The organism is Flavobacterium zubiriense (assembly GCF_041729725.1).
Classification (GTDB): domain Bacteria; phylum Bacteroidota; class Bacteroidia; order Flavobacteriales; family Flavobacteriaceae; genus Flavobacterium; species Flavobacterium zubiriense.
The window spans coordinates 68,367-88,385 of sequence record NZ_JBCFQL010000004.1; the positions used below are offsets into that span (position 1 = coordinate 68,367).

Below are 20,019 nucleotides of genomic sequence, written 5' to 3' on the forward strand. Positions count from 1 at the left end.
TCGGAATGACAAGTTTGTTAGAATAGTAAATTTGAACACCAACCGTTGCTCGATTGCACGAGTACCTACTAAATAAAAACAAATCGTAGCGTTTGCAACGCGGTACAAAAAAAAGATAAAAAAATCAATAAAAAACGGCGTAAATCTATAGAGACTTACGCCGTTTTTTATCCTAAATACAAACAATAATTGTTGATAGCAAGACACTAAAATAACTTATATATTCTTTGAATTGGGATCATTACTCCTTGTTTTAAAATAACGTTTTTATCAGTAACCGCCCAAACCGTAGTATTTACTATCTTCTTAGATTGATTGTCTTCAAAGAAAATTTTAATTTTTGAATGTTCTAAATTCCCCAATGATAATGCCCGATTGATTTCGCTTGTTCTTGTTTTTATTTCGTTATCATCGTCCAGAACATCAGTGGATGGGAACATAAGAGAAGAAATGTTCTCTTTCTCAATGGTTGTGAATTCTTCTGTCATAATCGTAAAATTTAATTAATACTTAACCTGAAATATTGTAGTAAAACAAAATGTTTTATTTTTTTGTTTTACTGTACAATAACCTTCTACATAAAATTAAAAATTATCTTTTTTTTTTATGCCAATTTTTTATTAATTTTCTAAGCTTAGCCTACTATTTAATGGTATTGAACAGCTTTTAAGTTTAAATTACAAGAGTTACATTTGAAAGCAAATCAAAATTTTACAATGTTATTTTAAACATTTTAAGAGCAAAAAATTAATAAAACATTAGCCCATTTGGTTGCTGCTTTACACCAAAACATTCTGATAATCAATTTATTTAAGCATTAAAAAGAGAATACAACTTAATTTGAATCAACACTAAAAATATGACAGGACCTGATAAAAATACTATCTTCCCACTAGAGCAACACAAACGACTGTGTTTTTTAAAAAACATCATTAAAAATCCAAATATAATTGTTGGAGATTACACTTATTATGATGATTTTGAAAACATAGAAAACTTTGAGAAAAATGTAAAATACCATTTTGACTTTATTGGCGATAAATTAATCATTGGAAAATTTTGCATGATTGCTTCTGACGTTAAATTTATAATGAATGGAGCCTATCATTTAACCGATGCTTTAACGACTTATCCTTTTGCAATTTTTGGAAATGGTTGGGAAAATGCCATGGACGGAAAAAACTACCCTAAAAAAGGCGATATTAACATAGGAAACGATGTTTGGATTGGTTACAACGCTACCATTATGGCAGGAGTAACCATAGGCGATGGAGCAATTATTGCAACAAATGCTACTGTAGTTAAGGATGTAGCGCCTTATACAATTGTAGGTGGCAATCCAGCATTGGAAATCAAAAAAAGATTCTCTGAAGAAACGATCCAAAAGCTATTAGAAATTAAGTGGTGGAATTGGGAAATAGAAAAAATTACAAAGAATTTAAAGCATTTAACTGATAATGATTTTGAAAAATTATTATGATAAAAAAATCCCATTAGCTGTAATCAACAACTGATGGGATTTTATTGCTTTAATTACTTTGTCTAAAATTACTTTTAGAAACCCGTTGGGTGAAATTATCAAAAACGTCAATGGTAGTGTTTTTTACGTAATGAAATGAAGCAAAAAATGTATCGAGAGCCGTTTTCTATTCAATATTTTCTTGTTCTCGATACAAATTTTCCGAAAAAGCTGTCGCGTTTTCTGAAAATTCACTCGAACTGACGAAAATTTAATATCCAAAAACAATTTCACCCAACGAGTTTTTAGAAATCAAAATTAATTATATCGAAATAAGTGATTAAAGGTGATATGATTTTTACAAATCAAATCCATAAGCCAAACGAAGCATTATTTGTGCCAAACCAGTATCTGCTACATGGTCTTTAATCATAGGAAAATCTTTTAAAAATTCATATCTCACACTGATATCAATATATTTAGTAGCATATCCCACACTTGGAGAAAATAACATAGAATTATTTTTATAGGCTTTACTAGTAGAAAAGGCACCTCCAATTTCGCTCATTGCATAAAAGGAATTACTAAAAAGAAATGTTTTATAACCCACTTTTACAGGAATATAACCAAAATTTGGAGCGTTGTTTTTTACAAATAAACTATTGTATCCTGTTGTTAAACATACGGAATAGGTTTCGGAAACATTGTATTGTATTCTAACATCTCCGCCCATATTTAAACTATAAGGTTCATTAAGTGGTAAACCAGTATTAATTCCTACACCAAATTTAAAATTTCGTTCGTAATTTTCTGATTTTAGTTGAGCTATCGCACTACTAGAAAATATTAAAACACATAATAAGGCAAAAATTTTAGTATTTTTTATCATATATTTATTCATTAGAATTTACTTTTTTTGAAATAAAATTGGTTATGCCGTATTGTAAAAGATAACCTAATATTTTTTTAAAAGTAGAATGTGGATTTCCAACCAATATTTTCTTAGACAAATAACCTCCCACAACGCTTACTGCAAGCTGCAAGATATTCGATTTTACTTCAGGAAATTGTTTTAAATCTTCTAAAGTTCCGTTTAAAATATTAATAGGTTTCATGCTTTGGAAAGTAGTATTCATTTGATATTTCAATTCTTCAAATTTTAATTCTCTTTCGATTTCTAAACGTGCAATTGTTTCGTCTAGGGCTGTATTTTGATCTTTATAGGATGCCATCTTGAGTTGTTTTTGAACGGTTTGACATTGATTTTGATTTTAATAATTTAGCAATTACCATGTTTGTTATTGGAGTTTTTATTAATTTATCTTTGTTGTAATTGATAAGAATAATTAAAAACAAATAAATAACTGATACTACTAAATATCCTAAATAGTCTTTACCCAAAAGCTCTCCTAAATATAAGCTCAACGCAATGTTTATTAACAAAACAAACATTACAACAAACATAAATAGTACTACCCTAGAAATAAGTGAGGACAGTACATCGGCAATTTTATCAATTGAATTAAGTTTAATTAATTCTATATTAATGTCTGCGTACTCTTTAGCTTTTTTGTACAGTAGTTCTATGTTTGTTGTAATTGTGTCCATTTTTACTTTTATTTATAGATTTGATTTTTAGCACTATTCAGGTCTTCTTTGCTTTCAGCAACAAATTCTTCTGTTTTGCTTACACCTTCATTTACTAAACCTTCGGCCTTGTTTAACATGGCATCACATTTTTCAGAAAAATTCTCTAATAAATCACTCACACAATTTTTAAGTGAATTCTTAGTGTCATTTCCTTTTTCAGCAATTTTTTTTCTAGTATTTGTGCCTTTATCTGGAGCAAATAATATTCCTAATGCAGCACCTACTGCAACTCCTCCTAATACCCCAATAATTGTTTTAGCTGTTTTCATCTTTCTTCTTTTTTTTAGTTTTATTAATTGTTTTAAAATGATTACTCGTTTAGTAATCTTAAATTTTCTAATCTAAATGTATTCTTTTATAAGCCCTTTTATAATAGTGCCTTCTTTAAATTATTTTTAAGAGAAGAACAAATTGTAAACTGGACTAAAACGCTGTGATGCCATAAAAGCCATCATGTATAGTTGAACAACGAATATTTCGATCTTGTTTTCCATAATAATCTTTATCATTTCTACTTTACAAAGATGCATTACATTCGGAACTACTTCATTATAATATATTTTAGAAAACTTATAGAATTACCACACTTTGATAAAAAGTTAGAACAACTGTAGTGCTAAACAGCACTGTTTTCTAAATTAGCACTCAAACTAATCTCTAAACTATCATAAGCTTTACTTACTGGACAATTTTCTTTTGCAGCAATAGCAATCTCTTGAAATTGCTCCTCTTTTATACGAGCAACTTTTGCTTTAACAACAAGTTCTGATGCTGTAATACGACCTTCCTCCATAATAATCGAACATTTTGTTTCTAATACTTCGGGTGTAAATCCAGCTTTAGTCAAATCGGCACTTAATTGCATTGTAAAACATCCAGCGTGTGCTGCAGCCATAAGTTCCTCAGGATTTGTTCCTGTTCCTTTGTCAAACCTACTGTTGTATGAATACTGCGTATTGTCTAATGCCTTACTCTCTGATATTAAATATCCGTTTCCGTCCTTTACGTTGCCACTCCAAATGGCAGTTGTGTATTTTTTCATTGTTTATGTTTTTGTAAAATTGACCTTAAAAAGCCTATGGGGTTAACTCAAATAAAATCTATTTTAACCTAATCCAAAAGCTGTTTTAAATTACAACTATAGTTGCTACATAGCAAAAAAGAGAATAAACAAAACTTTATTCACTAAAAATCAATAACTTACAAATAAATTTGATTTGTTTTTATTGCTGTATCAATTGAGAAAGTGTAATTATGTAACACAACAGAAAAATTCTATAACAAAGCCTTAGCATTGTTATTGCAATTTTGCAACAATCCCATATCATTATTTAATAAACAATAACTATGAAAAATTCAAATATAAATACAAAACAAAACGCTGTCATAAAGCAGACTTTAAGCCTTGAAGAGTTTGTAAAAAAATATATAATCTCTTCTCAAAATGAAATAAAAGATTTAAAACTCTTTCCATTCAACCTAAAAAAAACGTTGAAAAATAAAGGATAAATAATTGTTTAATGATATAACAAAAACAATTAGCGATTAACTTTAAAAATGACAGCATGAAAACTATTTCAATAACGTCCAATTATCTCTACAGTATTTTTGAACAAATACAAGCACAATTAGGTGGCAAACTAGAAATAAAATCAAAGGAATACCGATTAGAAATAGACAATGAGATAGGAAAAGGATTTATCTCTGGGATTACTATTGAGCAGGCAATATGCTATATTGAATATGAAATTGAATTCAAAGAAGATGCTTCTTTTGTCTATAAACATGACAATTCAAATTCAATTCATTTTGGATACTGTTCTAATGGTTGCCTTATACAAAGTTTTGGTGAAGATGGTAAAAAGAACAAATTAAATCAATTTCAAACAGGAATTTTTTCTAATGGTTCTAAAAAAAGTACTTATTTTAGTTTTAGTAAAAACCAGCAAATAAAAGTTTCCATGATAAGTGTTGATACTTTATCAGTCTATGATAAAGAATTAAAAGATCAGCTAAAAAATACCTTTAAAAAAAATAAAGAAAACAATCAGCTATCCTACATTGGATCGTTGAACTTAAAAATTGCTGAAAAAATAGATATTCTTAACGCTATCAAACAAAAAGGAATAGTTAGAAATCTATTGATTAATAGTAATGTGTATTTAATTTTAGCTTTAGAAATCGAACAACACAAATACGATTTAACTAAAGCAGGAAATAGTTTTAACTCCCTTTCACAATCGGATATGAAAATTGTTAAAAGAATTTCTGAATATATCATGATGAATCCCGAAATTCAATACAGTTTAAAATATTTATGCAAAAAATTTGGTGTATCGTCATTTAAATTGCAAGAAGGTTTTAAAATTATGCACAACAGAACTGTTACTGATTTTATTAGAAATATTAGAGTCGAAGTTGCCGAAAATTTGATTAGAACCTCTGAACTTAATATTTCTGAAATTGTATATACCGTTGGTCTTACCAGCAGAAGTTACTTTTCTAAAATTTTCAAAGAAAAATACAATTGCAGTCCTAAGCATTATCAAAACCATCAAAATAAAGTGGTCATCATAGGTTAAGTTATTAATAAAATTAGAGCCAGTTTGTTTGAACTGGCTTTTATAGTATTAGTGTTTTTCGTTTGCTTTTTTAAACTTCATATTTGTGAAGTAGCGGCATGTTAAATTTACACAAACAGGCATTTGTGCTCAAAAAAAATTGATATGCGTCAATTGAATCTACTATAATTTTGGAATTTAGTAAAAAAAAATCTTTCTATCAAAACGATCTTGGATAAAACACATTGAAAAACATACAATTTTAATCGTAACAATTTATAATTATGGAAAAGTACACTAAGCCCCTGAGCATTAAATTAAATAATCTATTAGAAAAAATTCACGATGGTGAAAAAGGTTTTCAAAAAGCCTCAGAACATACCGATCACATTTTCTTGAAGAAATATTTTGAAAAAAAATCCAAAGAAAGATATGATTTTGGAAATGAATTAAATATTGAGTTTCAAATGTTCGGTCTTCAGGATGATATTAACGGAAGCATTACTGGTGCAGCACATAGAACTTGGATGGATATAAAAGCGCTTTTTTCTGTTGATAATGAGCAATCAATGCTGGAAGCAGCCATTACTGGCGAAAAAGCCGCTTTAGAAGACTATAATGAAATTCTCAATCAATCGTCATTGCCTCTAAGAACACGTGCTCTGTTGCTAAAACAAAAAGAAGCTATAGAAAACGATCTTAGAGTAATAAAAAAAATAGAGGATTTGAAATAATCAATTAAAACTAGCTACCTAAGAGGGAAAAATAATTTATTTCGTTCCCTTAGGTTTGCTTTTTCTTATCCCAAAAAATGGCGCTAAATAATATATTGCGTTACAAATTGTGTTATTTGAGTTAAAAAACCAATGGAATATGGTATAAATTTGAGTAACAACAAAAAGGGAATTCTAAATTGAACCTCATTTTTGTATTAAAATTATCAACCTAAAAAAATAAAAAATTATGCTACGTTGGACAATTACATTTATCATTTTAGCTATTATAGCCGGTGTGTTAGGATTTGGTGGTATAGCTGCAGGAGCAGCAAGTATTGCTAAAGTTTTATTCTTCATCTTTATTATATTATTCATTATTTCTTTTATTAGAGGAAGAAGATAGAATAAAATTTTACTGCAATTTATTTGATTATTAAGACTCCTTTTTTCGAGTTAAAAAATGATAAAAGAACATTTAAATTGTATGGAACACTACCTAGAAAACAGCTAATTCTTAACTCGTTGGGTGAAATTGTTTTTGGATATTAAATTTTCGTCAGTTCGAGTGAATTTTCAGAAAACGCGACAGCTTTTTCGGAAAATTTGTATCGAGAACAAGAAAATATTGAATAGAAAACGGTTCTCGATACATTTTCGCTTCATTTAGCTTCGCTGAACCACTTCGTTAGGTTTCATTACGCAAAAAACAGTCGAACTGACGTTTTTGATAATTTCACCCAACGGGTTAATTCTTATAAGCTTATTGAAAAAAAATCAATTTTATTATACTAATGCAAGTATAAATAAACGATTAATGAAGGTGGAATTATGATAATTTCACCTTTATTAATTTATAGCTGTTCATATAAAAGGCACTACTACCACTTCTCTTCTTAAAATATAAATTTCCTTTTTTTATTACCATTTCTAAGGGATATATTTTTTTTTAATAACCAAGTCAATTCATATTGTTTTGATTTTGCACCAAAATATAAATCAATTTAAAAAATAAAATAATACTATGGCAGTTCAAGTAATTCGTAAAACACTTTATTTTAAACCTGACTCTAGTAGAGTGGTTGCCCGTTTTTTCAATAATGGAGATGCCCGAACTATTAATTTAGTCCACCGGATAATGAGTTTAAGCGAAGAAATGGTCAAACAGGAACTAGAAAACACCTTTAATGAATTCAAAAACAGACATAGAAATCTTTCAGAAATTTTCTTAAAACACGCCAACAATTATAAGAATCTTATCGACACTATAGGAATAGAGTATGAGAAACTTTCTATGGAAAGACGACTTTTAATAGGTTCTTATTCTACTTTAGAATATTCGCTAGAGGCCGCCGCCTTATTTAATCCTTCCATAATGGAGGATTTTGATCAGTCTTTCTTAGCGGAAGGAGAAAAAAGAGTCATCTTATCCTTTAGAGCTACAGGTGAAGGCCATTTGTCTTCCATTGTATTTAGAAAAGGGATTTTAGACGCATCCAATAATCTTAAAATGGTGGAAGCACACAAACATATTGATCTACCAACCATTATTAAGAAAAAATCATACAACAAAAAACGATTTATGGATAAGATGCAAGAGATGAATATTCCTAAAAAATATTCGACTCCTATTATGGATACCTTACCCAATCGTTTTGAATATTACACTTTAAAAGAAGCGGTTAGAAATATACTGGCACTTGACATTGCTGAGCCAAAAAGAAAAGCGCTTAAAGAAATGACCTGGTTAGTCAATTCGTATTATGATATTGAATTTAACAAAGATTCTAAAATATCCGGACGTGCTATTTTACCCATTTCTTCCTCTGAGAGTCGTGGAATTGAAGATGCACGATTTGTACGTTTTACCGAAGATGATGGTACGGAAAAAATTTATGCTACTTATACGGCTTATGATGGATTTACAATACTTCCAAAATTACTTTCTACCAGTGATTTTATAAATTTCCGAATCATGCCTATGCACGGATATGGAGCTCAGAATAAAAATTTCGCTCTTTTTCCTCGAAAAATAAAAGGAAAATATGCCATGTTAGCCAGAATAGACGGCGTTAACAATTACTTGTTTTATTCGAATAGGATTACATTATGGAACGATCCCATAAAAATCCAAGAACCTAAATTTCCTTGGGAATTTACCCAAATGGGAAATTGTGGCTCCCCTATTTACACAGATCACGGTTGGCTGATTATTACTCATGGTGTAGGTCCTATGAGACGCTATTGTATTGGTGTTTCCCTATTGGATTTAGAAGACCCTACAATAGAAATTGGAAGACTAAAAGATCCGTTACTATCTCCGTTAGAAGAAGAAAGAAATGGCTATGTTCCTAATGTTGTCTATTCCTGCGGCAGTATTATTCACAATAATCATTTGATCTTGCCTTACGCTGTTTCAGATTATGCTTCCTCTTATGTTACGGTTAATATGGATGAATTATTAGCCGAACTAAAAAAGTAAAATATAGCATAACAAAAAAGCTTACAAAATTAAATCTTGTAAGCTTTTTTATGTGCAAATATTCTTCTTTAGATGATTTCCTCTTCTTCAAAAGCTAATCTGGCTAACAAGTAACTTACTGTGGATTCTGAACCCTGGTTTAAATTTACATTGTAAGCTTCCAGGCCATCGTGACAGCCACCTGTACAAGGATTATATATAATTTGTTTTAAATGATTATTGCCCAGAAACCAATTAAAAGCAACTTCCATTTTTTCATCATATCCTTCATTTGGATACGCTGCATTAAATTGTTTTAAAGCTAAAATGGTGTAGGCAACGTCTATGGGTTGCTCGCCACCTACTTCTGCTGATTTTTCATCAACACCTTTCATCAGCCAATTTTTATTAGAAATAACTCTTATAGTGTCTTCTGTAAAGATTTTAGACAGTAAAAAATCAAAAGATTCTTTAGCTATAAGTTTAAATTCTGGTTCGTTAGTAGATTTCCACGCATATAAAAGGGATTCTGATAAAGCACTATTTCCATACGTAAGATAAGGTTCAAACCATTTCCAATCGTTTTCAGAATGAGAATTATAGAGATTTCTAAGTTTTTTTGCTGCCTCATTTATAATTGCAGTTGTCTTAGTATCATTTTCAATTGTATTGAAGTAATACAATCCCTTTATGGCAAAAGCCAAAGCACGAGGAGAATTAAATTGATACAATTCTTTACTAAAATAATTAACACACCATTTTATATTTTGAAACAATGTAGTATCAATATCTATGGCTTCCTCTAATGAAGAATAAGCAATTCCTAATGCCCAAATGCCTCTTCCATTAGAATCTTCTAGATTTACTTCGATATTCTGGTTGGTGAATTTTTTATGTTTATCCACATAGTTTAAAAACAAACCATTATCGCGCTGACATTTCAGGATAAAGTTAATATAGATTATTGCTAATTTTAAATCTTCTGGATTTTTTCTCAGCTTATAATTTTCGCAAACCGTTACAAGAGCTCTAGCATTATCATCTAAGGTGTAACCAGATTCTAAATCGGGAGTGTCAATTTTTGAAAACTGAATAATACCCACATCAGTAGTCATGGCTTTCAAGTGATCCAGATTTAACTTTGGTTTTTTATATTTTAGCTTTAATGTTTGTATTATTTGTTCTGAAAAAAGATGCCCATGAGAAATCGCCGCATTATCCCATGAAGTGGACGAAGATGTATGCAATGCTTTCATTTTCATACTCTTTAGCAAATCTTCATCCTTTAACAATTCATTCATTATTTTGGCTAATTGTTTAGAGTTGCCAAAGTCAAATAACAATCCCTGACCGTGTTGTAAAACTTCTGTAGCATGTGGAATAGGCGTTGAAACAATAGGACAACCGCAACTTACTGCATAGGAAAACGTGCCACTTACAGCTTGATTGGGATCCTTTGACGTAAATACATAACAATCTGATAGTTGTAAATACTCTAACAATTCAGGAAGTGGCACAAATTTATTTACAAATTTGACATAATCGGTTATCTCCAAATCCTCAACTATTTTTTTTAAATAATCCATATACGAATTCCCCTCTTGATGGAATAGCGTGGGATGGGTTTTGCCTACTATTAAAAACAAAATATCAGGATGTTCTTTAATAATTTCTGGCAAAGCATTTAAAGTAGTTTCAATACTTTTTCCTGGTCCTAAAAAACCAAATGTGGAAATAACTTTTCTACCTAAAACATGGTGTTTTTGTTTAAGAATAGATTTGTCCAGATGTTTAACCAAATGCGTTCCATGCGATATAATTTTTATTTTATCTGGATCTATACCGTAAGTATTTTTTAGTAACTCAGCCGAAGATTTTGTCATAACCGTAACTTTTTTGGCCAGAGCTGCTAATTCTTTTACTGTTTTCTCTAAAGCTCCATTTGGTTTAGGAAGCACGGTATGAAATGCAATAATTATTGGCTTTGTGAGTGCTTTTAAAAACTTTAAAAAGGATTCTTCACTGTTTTTAAACAACCCAAACTCATGTTGAATCATGACCAGTTCTAAATCTTTATCTGAGTTTATTGTATCAGCAATGGACTCATACGATGCTGAACTATCCGTATTTAAAACTAAACTTACATCTTCTGTTTTATAATTGTATTCATCAGTTTTAGATTGTAATGCACATATTTTGATATCAAAAGAATTTTCAAACTTATGGTCTAATGCACTTTTTAAATCAAATGTGTAAGTGGCAATTCCACATTCTCTGGGTGGATAAGTGGCTACTAATAGTATTTTTGCTAAGGGTTGGGCTTTGCTATTTTTATTTTCAATACTAATTGTTCTCTTAAAAATATTTTTTTCTTTTTTAAGAAGTGTATTAGTGACTTTGCTTTGTATGTTTTGACTGTATTTCATAAGAACTCTAATTAAATTTCACTTTACATCATTAAACAATTCAATAATGTCCTAGCTAATTTATTCCTTATAAAACATTAACATTACCCTTAAAAAGATAATTGTTAACCCAATCCAATTAAATCCAGAATTTGTATTTATTTTTTAATACCATAACCTATTCAATAGAATAAATCCATTTCTATTAACTTATCAGCTTATTTTTTACCGTTACCAGTTAGCGTATTTACAATACCACTTTTTACATTAATCCATAAGTAATTGAAGAATGACTTGGTTGAATCACGTTCAGCATCAATTTCTCCGTAACGAAAATCTTTCGGGTCAGCTTTAGAATCTTTGCGTATAAAAATATTCCCTACAGCGGTTAAAAATTTATTTATTTTATTACTATTCTTTTGTAATATTTTAAAATTAAAATCGACATATTTCATCTTCATTTCTCCTTTAGACGCCGTAGAATTTCCGTTAAAGTTAAAATACATTTGCTGAAGCGTTCCTTCGGCCAACGCATTTAAATTGGGTTTAAAAAAAGGATTTAAAACTTGAGCATCTAAATTACTAACGGAACCGTTAACCATAAACGCATCAGCAGAATTATTTACATCAAAACTCCAATTCAATGTTAAAGGAGCAACTCCCATCAATTTAGATTTGATTTTTATTTCTGTTTTTTTAGCTTTTTTTAAATTGGAAATGTGGTAGACAGTAGCATCAACCTCATCAAAAAACAACTTTCCTGCTTTTTTATCAGGCACCACTAATTCAGCATAAGAAATATAACCCTTTTTAATTTTTATCTGATCAATATTGAAGTCAAAAGACAAATTTCTTAAAGACGTACTATACAATGGTTTGGCTGTTAAGTTATCAGCTATTAGTTTGTCTCTATAAACTTCTAAGTTTGGCTTTACTATTTCGCCTGATGTCGCTGTAATAGCCAATCGGGTTTGTTTAAAATTAAAATCTAGTTCTTTTAAAATAATATGTGGAATTTTCAACTTTATATAGTCACGTTCTTTTTTTAAATGTGCAGAAAGTTCTTTTTTATTGTATTTTGGAACGATTTGAAAGTTAGTTATTTTCAAATCTTCTTTATTGGCTGAAATAGAGTCTATTTTAAGTTTATCATAATCGTTATTATCTACCATTATTTCTTGAGCCTCAAGTTGGAAACTATCAAAAATTACAGGCATTTCTTCGGTAGATTTTAAATTGATACTACTCCCTAAGATTGTTAAATTATAAGATGAAAGTGCTACTTTAATACTATCTGCACTTTTTTTCATTATTGCAACGCTTCCATTTGTAACAGCTATTTTCTTAATAGTGAGCGTTTTTATCCCTTTGTCTCTGGTATTGATATTGGCTTTTTTCGAAACAATTTGCTGGTACGGATAGTAATGAAGCTTAGGATTTTTTAACTGAAGACTTTTTATAGTCAGTATTTCATTGCATAATAAATCCCTATAACCAATACCGTTTAATTCAATACTTTCTGTTTTTATAGCAGTGTGGTATTGTTGTGCATCTTTACTTTTAATTTTCACCGTTGCATTGTTTAATGCTATATTACCCAATAAAATATTAATATCTATATCAGCATATTTCATACTATAATTTGAAGGGATTTTTTCAATTATAAATTCCTCCATATATTTTTTAGCATACCATTGTAATACAAATACAGTCAATACAATGAGTACTAAAATGGAGAGTATCGCAATAAATTTTTTATTTCTAATCTTCATAAGATTTTTATTGGTAGAATTCAACTTCAAAATAGGTTTCAAATTGAAAGGCGTTCCATTATTATAACAGAACTATAACAATTTATATTTCTGCTATAAAGGGCCTGTTTTAAATTCATCAAAATTAATTTCCCCAAACCCTAAAGAGTGTAATTTTGATGAATTTTTAAAAAATTTTCCACCCGCCGCGGCGGGACGGGGAAAAAGAAAATTTATTAAATAAAATAAATTCAAACAGGCTCTAAATACAACATATTGCTATGCTTTATCAATAAATACTGGGGACTTTATTTTAAATGGAAGGCACGAATCTATTTATCATTATTGATATTTTCTTCGTCTGAAACGTTTGTTTCGGGAATTTTTTTAAAAAATTCAGCTAGTTCTAGATCCGCAGTAGGTCCATATCCCATTAGTAATGTACCTTTGTCGCCATTTTTTGTTTTAATGATGTACAAAATCGACATATCCGAAGGGTTACTCATCCCCTCATATCTGTGTTCTGCAACTACAAAAATATCGGTTGGTAGGTATTCCGTTTTAGTATCACTATTGATCAATTTATTATCTTTAAAATAAAAATTAGCCGCAAAACCTTTACTCTGATATATTTTTATATAATCTATCTCATGTTTGTCAAATTGATTTTTCATTTTCTTTTTTTTTAAAATTATTATTAGAATATGTGTATGCTAAATATTTTCTTGATTGTCATTTTCATATTTAGTATCGAAAGTGTTTTTTCCAAATTCCAACGTTCGAATTGGATATGGAATTTTTATACCTTCAGTCTCAAAATGACTTTTTATAAGTTTTATAGCCTTATGTCTGGCGTCATGCTCTTGTTTAATTTTAATCATATCTATCCAAAAACGCGTCATAAAACCAATTGAATAATCACCAAATTCTGTAAAGAAAAATTCTACCGTTTCTCCCTCCTCTTGTTTGAAATTTTCATTGATAATCCGTATTACTAAATCTTCTACTTTTTGAAGATCACTTTCGTAACTCACTGAGCATTTTACGGCAATCCTGCTTCGGGTGCTTATCGAATAATTAGTAAAAGAATTATCTACAAATTTTGAATTCGGTACAATTACATAATTATTATCGGTTTGGCGCAATACCACATTTCGCAGTGTTATTTCTGAAACAAATCCTTTCGCTTCAGATGTTTCAATGTAATCGTTTATTCTTATTTTATCCATGAACGATAATACTACTCCACCAAAAGTATTACTCAATGTTCCTTGCAACGCTAATCCAATGGCTAAACCCAGGACACCAGCACCGGCTAGCACACTTGTCAATAATTTATTAAGCCCTAATACGCTTAGAGCTATAAAAAAACCAATTAATAAGACTACTATAAAAACAATTTTTACAGAAATGTTTTGGATGGATTTTTGAGCCACTCGATACAATAGAATTTTCTGCAGAATTTTTTTTACACTTCGTGCAATAAAATAAAACAAGACCATGATTAGAATTGCCATAATAAAATTTGGCAATTTAAGAATGAAAGCATCAAGCCATCCGGCTAACTTATCCCATAGACTGTTTAAAGTTTCCTCTAATGCAAAATTATTTTTCATACTTTATATCATTTTTGTTAATAAAAATGTTGCTAATAGCCATAAAATCGCACTCAATATTCCGCCTATTAGTAAAAAGTGTTTAAAGTTATAATTCCCTATCCCGTAAATTATAGTATTGGTCTGATAGCCCATTGGAGTAAAAAAACTAAAGTTAGCAGCAAACATAATTGTTAATATAAATGGCTTAAAGTCTAAATTCATACCTTGAGCAATTGAGATAGCAATGGGAGTCATGATAACAGCCGTTGCATTATTACTTACAACACCACTTAATAACATAGTTACTAAAAATAGTGTACCTATGATAATGTAATTAGACTGACCACCTAAAAAATCCAATAATTTTTCTGAAATAAAAATATCGGTACCTGTATTGTGCATAGCAAAACCCAATGGCATCATCCCTGCCAACAAGAAAAAGATTTGCCAATTTACTTTTTTGTAAATCGTATTCAAATCCAGATTTTTTGTTAGCAATAATATACTAACTCCCGTTAATGCACTGACCATTATAGACAACAAACCTGTTGCTGCTAGACCAATTACTAAAAGTAAAACAGCTAATGAAAAATATTTTTTAAAATTTGAAGTTTTATTAACGGTATCATACTCTTGTAATAAAACTACATTCTCCATAGATTGCAGTACAGGTAGCTGCGCTTTTGGCACTTCTACTAATAAACGGTCACCAGCTTTTAAAACCAAATTATCCATACTATTCCGCACAATTCTTTCCTTTAAATTCATTAAAGTTTTTCTCTTTTTTATGGCCAAAGGAATCGCATCTTGAATCATAAAACTCCTTAAACTGCTCATGTTTTTATCAATCAAAATAGCGCCAGGAAGAATTAAAAGTTCTACAAAAACATTTTCATTTAGTTCCGTATTAAGTTCTGTTTCTTTGTTTTTTTCAGTCTCAGCTTGTGATTCAGCTACGTCTTTTTCTTCATAAACCGAAAAATCATCTGATTTTTTTATCAATGTTAAATTCTCAATATTACACATCAAAAGAAGCTCATCGCCTTCTTTAAGCGTAATGTATTTTCCTGGAGAATTATGTACAAGATTGTTTCTTATGATTTGTAATAGCGAGATGTTTTCATTTAAAAACAGAAAACTATCTTGAATTTTTGTCCCAATTAATTTTGATTCGGGATTGATTCTAATCTTAGTAATATAATCTTCAATTTCGTAATCTTTACTAAGACTTTTTGCTTTATCCCACGGAAGCCATCCTAAGGTTAGTGTAATAAAAATAATAGCAACAACTAAAAATACAACACCTAAAATTGAGAATTCAAAAAAACCTATCTGTTCAGCTCCTAAATTATTGGCAACAGAATTTACAATTAAATTAGTTGATGTTCCCATCAAAGTACAAGATCCACCTAAAATACCTGCAAAAGAAATAGGCAATAGTAGTTTAGATTGTGGTATTTTATATTTTTCTGAAAGCTGGTTGACAATTTTAATAAATACAATCACCACTGCAGTTGTACTTATAAAAGCCGAAATAGCTGCCGTAAAAAACATAAAAACAGGAGCCATAATATAAATGGGCAATGATTTAATCTTTCCCATACTTGAAGTAAGCCAATGGATAACTCCATTTTCTTCCATAGCAATAGCTAATATCATTAAAGCGAGTACCGCAATTGTTGCATTATTTGAAAAACCACTGACGCCTTGTTCGGGTGTTACAAGACCTAATAAAATTAATGATACAATGATAAAAAATGCTATTTTGTCTATCGAGAAAACTTCAAAGACAAATAACACTATTGTAATCAATAGTACCCCGAACATTAAAAAGATATTCCAATCCATATACTAGTGTTTATCGTTTTGAAAAAAGTTACTTTTCAACAAGAATAATTTAGAGTCAGTTTAAAATTCATCAAAATGAATTTCAAGAAATTTTTCACCCGCGGAGGCGAGACAGGAAAGGAAAATTTATTTTGCTAATAAATTTAAACCGGCTCCCATAAAATGTTTCCTATTCTTTTGCAAATTCCTGCTTATAAATACGTACTATCAACAAGAACAGACTAATTAATAAAGGACCAAATACCAAACCCATAAACCCAAAAAGCGGAATTCCTATTATTACTCCTAGAAGAGTAATTAAAGGATGAACATTATCCATTTTTTTTAATACATACAAACGAATAATATTATCTGTAGTTCCTACCACTATCACACCATACAAAAGAACTCCCCATGCCTGAAACGCATCGCCATCAGACAATGCTAATATAAAAACAGGAAGTGTGCCCAATAAATTTCCAATAAAAGGAATCATCGAACCAATTGTGACCACTACCGCCCAAAAAAACGGACTTTCTACACCAAATATCAAAAAACCTAATAAGGCTACAAAACCCTGAGCTACTGCTACTAAAGGAATTCCTAATGAATTAGATCGCACCATTTCACTAACTGTAACACCCAATGTTTCCAGACTTTCGTTGTTCATAGGAATGTATTCTATCAAAACCTTTCGGAGTTGTCTTTGATTGATAAGCATATAAAACAAAAAAAAGTACATTATAGCAATGGCAATAAAAGCATTCATTGTACTTCCTAAAATATCAGTAACACTACTAGCTATTCCACTGGAAACGGATGAAGCGTCAATTTGGTCTGTAATACTAAAACCTAAAGAATGTTCCCAATCTTTTAGATGAGTTTTCACTACTTTTATAAATTTTTCTGTGCTTTTTGTTGCCTGACCTATTTTATTACCTAACATTATTAAGGCTCCTATAACAGGAATTAAAATAGAAATAAATGACAAAAACATAAGAGTTGCTGCTGCTAAATTAGGACTCCATCCTTTGTTTACCAGTTTTCTCATAGTCCCTTTTAGCAATACAAATAATGTAATAGCTCCAAATACACCTAAAAGATAAGGAATCATTTCCCTAAAAATCAATCCTCCCATTAAAAAAATTAATAAGAGGATGAAGATTTGACGAATTATTTTTGGATTAATAATGTTCATTGTTAACTCTATTTCGGTTTAAAGATTAGTTAAATTAGTTATTATTTCTTTGCTCTTTCAGCTTCTTTTTCGGCTTGCTTTTTAGCGTCATTCTCTTTTTTTTCGGCCTCTTTCTTTACTTTTTCTGCTTCTTTTTCTTTCTTTTTAAAATAACCTCTTAACAAAAAGTTACTTTTAGCAGCTTCCATATTTTCACTTAAGCCTTTCGAACTCTTTTTTAGATTTTCCATGGTTTTATCTAAATCTTTGGCCATCTGCTCATCATTCATTAGTTTTCCAATAGTCCCTTCTCCATTATTAATATTATTTAACAAAAGTGCAAGTTCTCCGGTAATAATCTCTGCATTTTCAGCCGTGACTTTAATGGACGATATTATATCATCAAATTCTACAGGTTCAAAAGAGTCAATTGTTGCCCCATCTTTTACTTGTGGCAATCTTGTGTTTCCTTGTGAAATGATTAAAATTTTATTTCCAATCACACCTTCAGAAGCGATCGAAGCTTTACTGTCTTTTTTTATAAATCTTTTAATTTCCTGATCCATCACTGCCTCAACATTTACAGTAGAATCATTAATTATTACAATATTTTCGATGGTTCCAACTGCTATTCCAGAAAAACGAACTTGACTGCCAATTTGAAGTCCGCTTACATTACGGAAATTAGCTTTAACTCTAAATTTTGAACCAAATAAATTTTGGTTAGTTCCAATAAAGAAAATAATTAGAAATAAAATCAATATCCCTAAAGATACAAAAATCCCTAATTTTATTTTGTATGTAGTACTACTTGTTGTCATAATTATTTATTTAAAAAATGATTTAATATAAGCGTCATCGTCGTTGATGAATTCCCGTAAATTGCCTTCTTTATAAACTTTTCCGTCTTTAATCATAATAATTCTGTCCGCCACCGTTTTAACGCAATTAATATCATGAGTAATAATGATGGACGAATTTTTAAATTTAGCCTTAGTTTCGTTTATTAAATGACTTATTTCATCTGAAGTTATGGGGTCTAACCCCGTTGTGGGCTCATCATATAGAATGATTTCAGGATGTACAACCAATGTTCTTGCTAAGCCTATTCTTTTTTTCATTCCCCCCGATAATTCAGATGGCATTTTATCAATTGAGTCAGGTAAACCTACATTTTCTAGGGCTTCGGTAATTTTATCATTTATTTCTTGTTTAGAAAACTTTTCTTTTAGTCTTGATAACGCAAAAGTCAAATTTTCTCTTACCGTCATGGAATCATAGAGTGCAGCACCTTGAAATAGAAAGCCTATTTTTTTGCGTACTTTTATTAAATCTTCTTCATTAATATCGGTCAATTCATATTTGCCTACAGTAATACTACCCGCGTCGTGTTTTAAAAGACTCACAATACACTTTATTAAAACCGATTTTCCTGACCCTGATTTTCCTAATACAACTAAATTCTCATTTTCATAAAGTTGTAACTCAATTCCATCAAGTATCTTAGTCTCACCAAAACTTTTTTCAAGATTTTTAATTTCTATAACTACCTTGTTTGTGTGTTTTTTGTTAGTTTGGTCTTCCATTATAATAAATCGGTTATTTGTACAGCAATTAAGTCTACAATGATTAATAATAATGATCCTGTTACTACAGCTGAGTTTGCTGCAATCCCAACACTTTCTGTTCCTCGTCCAGCATTGTATCCTTTATAACATCCTACTAAACCAATAACAGCACCAAAAAAGAAGGATTTAATCACAGCAGGAATAATGTCAATAAAATCTACATTAACAAAAGCCTGATTTAAGAATAATCGTAAACTCATGTCGTCCTTAATATTTATTCCTAACCAGCTGCCAAAAATCCCAATAGCATCTGCATACATTGTAAGCAATGGAATCATTACAATGGCAGCTAAGACTCTTGGAATAACTAAAAAACTAATGGGATAGGTATTAGATACTTCCATAGCATCTATTTGTTCACTCACGCGCATGGAACCCAATTCAGCCCCCATACTTGAACCTATTTTTCCAGCACAAATTAGAGCCGTAATTACAGGTCCCATTTCTCTAATTATCGAAATAGCAACCATTCCTGGTAACATGGCTACCGCCCCAAATTGAACCAATGGAGGTCTGGATTGAATGGTTAGAACTAAACCAATGATTAAACCTGTAATGGAAATTAAACCTACGGATTTGTTTCCTATTTGATAACATTGTTTTAAGAATTCTTGAAATTCAAACCTCTTTGTAAAAAAGCTATTGAACACTATTTTTAAATACTGTGTAGCATTTGCCAAATCAATTAAAAAGGAAATACTATAATCTTTTATACGACCAATAAAAGAGGGAGAATTTAAAGAAACTCTATCTGGTTTGAGTAATTCTTTGAGCATATCTTTATTTTTT

The 20,019-nt window shown here is 30.1% G+C and carries 21 protein-coding genes; 6 read left to right on the forward strand and 15 right to left on the reverse strand.

The genetic code is table 11. The features are described from left to right. Positions 1 to 206 precede the first annotated feature (206 nt). The gene (locus AAGV28_RS04715) at positions 207 to 488 is read right to left on the reverse strand and encodes a hypothetical protein (protein WP_373405672.1); all 282 of its coding nucleotides are present in this window, start codon (positions 486 to 488) and stop codon (positions 207 to 209) included. Between the two features lie 371 nt (positions 489 to 859). Here AAGV28_RS04715 and AAGV28_RS04720 point away from each other — a divergent pair, with 371 nt between their 5' ends. Beyond that, positions 860 to 1,480 carry a CatB-related O-acetyltransferase gene (locus tag AAGV28_RS04720; protein ID WP_373405673.1) on the forward strand — a complete coding sequence of 207 codons (621 nt, stop codon included), beginning with the start codon at positions 860 to 862 and terminating at the stop codon, positions 1,478 to 1,480. 337 nt (positions 1,481 to 1,817) lie between these two features. Here AAGV28_RS04720 and AAGV28_RS04725 read toward each other — a convergent pair whose 3' ends face one another. The 5 genes from AAGV28_RS04725 to AAGV28_RS04745 form a co-directional block, all read right to left on the reverse strand. Beyond that, positions 1,818 to 2,360 carry a hypothetical protein gene (locus AAGV28_RS04725; RefSeq protein ID WP_373405674.1) on the reverse strand — a complete coding sequence of 181 codons (543 nt, stop codon included), beginning with the start codon at positions 2,358 to 2,360 and terminating at the stop codon, positions 1,818 to 1,820. Beyond that, positions 2,353 to 2,691: a hypothetical protein gene (locus tag AAGV28_RS04730; RefSeq protein ID WP_373405675.1), complete on the reverse strand. Its 339-nt coding sequence runs from the start codon at positions 2,689 to 2,691 to the stop codon at positions 2,353 to 2,355. The genes AAGV28_RS04725 and AAGV28_RS04730 overlap by 8 nt, the downstream gene beginning before the upstream one ends. After that, entirely contained in the window at positions 2,678 to 3,067 is a 390-nt protein-coding gene (locus AAGV28_RS04735) for a hypothetical protein (RefSeq protein ID WP_373405676.1), read from the reverse strand. The genes AAGV28_RS04730 and AAGV28_RS04735 overlap by 14 nt, the downstream gene beginning before the upstream one ends. A gap of 8 nt (positions 3,068 to 3,075) precedes the next feature. Then, positions 3,076 to 3,378, reverse strand: a complete 303-nt coding sequence (locus AAGV28_RS04740) for a YtxH domain-containing protein (RefSeq protein ID WP_373405677.1) — start codon at positions 3,376 to 3,378, stop codon at positions 3,076 to 3,078. 347 nt (positions 3,379 to 3,725) lie between these two features. Further along, the gene (locus AAGV28_RS04745; RefSeq protein WP_373405678.1) at positions 3,726 to 4,151 is read right to left on the reverse strand and encodes an OsmC family peroxiredoxin; all 426 of its coding nucleotides are present in this window, start codon (positions 4,149 to 4,151) and stop codon (positions 3,726 to 3,728) included. A 305-nt stretch (positions 4,152 to 4,456) separates the two neighbouring features. Between AAGV28_RS04745 and AAGV28_RS04750 the strand changes: the two genes are divergently transcribed. From AAGV28_RS04750 to AAGV28_RS04770, 5 genes are all read left to right on the forward strand, one after another. Then, complete coding sequence (locus AAGV28_RS04750; RefSeq protein ID WP_373405679.1) at positions 4,457 to 4,618, forward strand: hypothetical protein; 162 nt, start codon at positions 4,457 to 4,459, stop codon at positions 4,616 to 4,618. A gap of 56 nt (positions 4,619 to 4,674) precedes the next feature. Then, on the forward strand, positions 4,675 to 5,691 hold the full coding sequence (locus tag AAGV28_RS04755; protein WP_373405680.1) for a helix-turn-helix domain-containing protein: 1,017 nt from the start codon (positions 4,675 to 4,677) through the stop codon (positions 5,689 to 5,691). A gap of 263 nt (positions 5,692 to 5,954) precedes the next feature. Continuing rightward, the gene (locus AAGV28_RS04760; RefSeq protein ID WP_373405681.1) at positions 5,955 to 6,404 is read left to right on the forward strand and encodes a ferritin-like domain-containing protein; all 450 of its coding nucleotides are present in this window, start codon (positions 5,955 to 5,957) and stop codon (positions 6,402 to 6,404) included. A gap of 229 nt (positions 6,405 to 6,633) precedes the next feature. Continuing rightward, on the forward strand, positions 6,634 to 6,789 hold the full coding sequence (locus tag AAGV28_RS04765) for a DUF1328 family protein (RefSeq protein WP_373405682.1): 156 nt from the start codon (positions 6,634 to 6,636) through the stop codon (positions 6,787 to 6,789). 618 nt (positions 6,790 to 7,407) lie between these two features. Then, on the forward strand, positions 7,408 to 8,865 hold the full coding sequence (locus AAGV28_RS04770) for a glycoside hydrolase family 130 protein (protein ID WP_373405683.1): 1,458 nt from the start codon (positions 7,408 to 7,410) through the stop codon (positions 8,863 to 8,865). Between the two features lie 68 nt (positions 8,866 to 8,933). Here the strand turns inward: AAGV28_RS04770 and AAGV28_RS04775 are convergent, their stop codons facing one another. The 9 genes from AAGV28_RS04775 to AAGV28_RS04815 all read right to left on the reverse strand — a co-directional run bounded on the left by AAGV28_RS04775 (position 8,934) and on the right by AAGV28_RS04815 (position 20,006). Then, positions 8,934 to 11,270, reverse strand: a complete 2,337-nt coding sequence (locus AAGV28_RS04775) for a glycosyltransferase (RefSeq protein ID WP_373405684.1) — start codon at positions 11,268 to 11,270, stop codon at positions 8,934 to 8,936. Between the two features lie 197 nt (positions 11,271 to 11,467). After that, on the reverse strand, positions 11,468 to 13,021 hold the full coding sequence (locus AAGV28_RS04780) for a DUF748 domain-containing protein (protein ID WP_373405685.1): 1,554 nt from the start codon (positions 13,019 to 13,021) through the stop codon (positions 11,468 to 11,470). A 311-nt stretch (positions 13,022 to 13,332) separates the two neighbouring features. Next, the gene (locus tag AAGV28_RS04785) at positions 13,333 to 13,674 is read right to left on the reverse strand and encodes a hypothetical protein (RefSeq protein WP_373405686.1); all 342 of its coding nucleotides are present in this window, start codon (positions 13,672 to 13,674) and stop codon (positions 13,333 to 13,335) included. A 39-nt stretch (positions 13,675 to 13,713) separates the two neighbouring features. Next, a complete protein-coding gene (locus tag AAGV28_RS04790; RefSeq protein WP_373405687.1) occupies positions 13,714 to 14,616 on the reverse strand; it encodes a mechanosensitive ion channel family protein in 903 nt (300 codons plus the stop codon). Between the two features lie 3 nt (positions 14,617 to 14,619). Beyond that, positions 14,620 to 16,446, reverse strand: a complete 1,827-nt coding sequence (locus AAGV28_RS04795) for an SLC13 family permease (protein ID WP_373405688.1) — start codon at positions 16,444 to 16,446, stop codon at positions 14,620 to 14,622. 169 nt (positions 16,447 to 16,615) lie between these two features. Further along, positions 16,616 to 17,623, reverse strand: a complete 1,008-nt coding sequence (locus AAGV28_RS04800; RefSeq protein WP_373405689.1) for an AI-2E family transporter — start codon at positions 17,621 to 17,623, stop codon at positions 16,616 to 16,618. 41 nt (positions 17,624 to 17,664) lie between these two features. Continuing rightward, positions 17,665 to 18,423: an MlaD family protein gene (locus AAGV28_RS04805; RefSeq protein ID WP_373405690.1), complete on the reverse strand. Its 759-nt coding sequence runs from the start codon at positions 18,421 to 18,423 to the stop codon at positions 17,665 to 17,667. Positions 18,424 to 18,429: 6 nt separating this feature from the next. Continuing rightward, complete coding sequence (locus AAGV28_RS04810) at positions 18,430 to 19,188, reverse strand: ABC transporter ATP-binding protein (RefSeq protein ID WP_373405691.1); 759 nt, start codon at positions 19,186 to 19,188, stop codon at positions 18,430 to 18,432. Next, complete coding sequence (locus AAGV28_RS04815; protein WP_373405692.1) at positions 19,188 to 20,006, reverse strand: MlaE family ABC transporter permease; 819 nt, start codon at positions 20,004 to 20,006, stop codon at positions 19,188 to 19,190. Before AAGV28_RS04815 ends, AAGV28_RS04810 begins: the two co-directional genes overlap by 1 nt. Positions 20,007 to 20,019: the final 13 nt, after the last annotated feature.

Bases quoted from the DNA above. Each gene is read 5' to 3' on its own strand.
- AAGV28_RS04810 (WP_373405691.1), bottom strand. From the start codon at position 19,188: ATGGAAGACCAAACTAACAAAAAACACACAAACAAGGTAGTTATAGAA.
- AAGV28_RS04760 (WP_373405681.1), top strand. From the start codon at position 5,955: ATGGAAAAGTACACTAAGCCCCTGAGCATTAAATTAAATAATCTATTA.
- AAGV28_RS04730 (WP_373405675.1), bottom strand. From the start codon at position 2,691: ATGGCATCCTATAAAGATCAAAATACAGCCCTAGACGAAACAATTGCA.
- AAGV28_RS04740 (WP_373405677.1), bottom strand. From the start codon at position 3,378: ATGAAAACAGCTAAAACAATTATTGGGGTATTAGGAGGAGTTGCAGTA.
- AAGV28_RS04800 (WP_373405689.1), bottom strand. From the start codon at position 17,623: ATGAACATTATTAATCCAAAAATAATTCGTCAAATCTTCATCCTCTTA.
- AAGV28_RS04735 (WP_373405676.1), bottom strand. From the start codon at position 3,067: ATGGACACAATTACAACAAACATAGAACTACTGTACAAAAAAGCTAAA.
- AAGV28_RS04765 (WP_373405682.1), top strand. From the start codon at position 6,634: ATGCTACGTTGGACAATTACATTTATCATTTTAGCTATTATAGCCGGT.
- AAGV28_RS04745 (WP_373405678.1), bottom strand. From the start codon at position 4,151: ATGAAAAAATACACAACTGCCATTTGGAGTGGCAACGTAAAGGACGGA.
- AAGV28_RS04785 (WP_373405686.1), bottom strand. From the start codon at position 13,674: ATGAAAAATCAATTTGACAAACATGAGATAGATTATATAAAAATATAT.
- AAGV28_RS04775 (WP_373405684.1), bottom strand. From the start codon at position 11,270: ATGAAATACAGTCAAAACATACAAAGCAAAGTCACTAATACACTTCTT.
- AAGV28_RS04755 (WP_373405680.1), top strand. From the start codon at position 4,675: ATGAAAACTATTTCAATAACGTCCAATTATCTCTACAGTATTTTTGAA.
- AAGV28_RS04720 (WP_373405673.1), top strand. From the start codon at position 860: ATGACAGGACCTGATAAAAATACTATCTTCCCACTAGAGCAACACAAA.
- AAGV28_RS04770 (WP_373405683.1), top strand. From the start codon at position 7,408: ATGGCAGTTCAAGTAATTCGTAAAACACTTTATTTTAAACCTGACTCT.
- AAGV28_RS04750 (WP_373405679.1), top strand. From the start codon at position 4,457: ATGAAAAATTCAAATATAAATACAAAACAAAACGCTGTCATAAAGCAG.
- AAGV28_RS04715 (WP_373405672.1), bottom strand. From the start codon at position 488: ATGACAGAAGAATTCACAACCATTGAGAAAGAGAACATTTCTTCTCTT.
- AAGV28_RS04805 (WP_373405690.1), bottom strand. From the start codon at position 18,423: ATGACAACAAGTAGTACTACATACAAAATAAAATTAGGGATTTTTGTA.
- AAGV28_RS04780 (WP_373405685.1), bottom strand. From the start codon at position 13,021: ATGAAGATTAGAAATAAAAAATTTATTGCGATACTCTCCATTTTAGTA.
- AAGV28_RS04815 (WP_373405692.1), bottom strand. From the start codon at position 20,006: ATGCTCAAAGAATTACTCAAACCAGATAGAGTTTCTTTAAATTCTCCC.
- AAGV28_RS04795 (WP_373405688.1), bottom strand. From the start codon at position 16,446: ATGGATTGGAATATCTTTTTAATGTTCGGGGTACTATTGATTACAATA.
- AAGV28_RS04790 (WP_373405687.1), bottom strand. From the start codon at position 14,616: ATGAAAAATAATTTTGCATTAGAGGAAACTTTAAACAGTCTATGGGAT.
- AAGV28_RS04725 (WP_373405674.1), bottom strand. From the start codon at position 2,360: ATGAATAAATATATGATAAAAAATACTAAAATTTTTGCCTTATTATGT.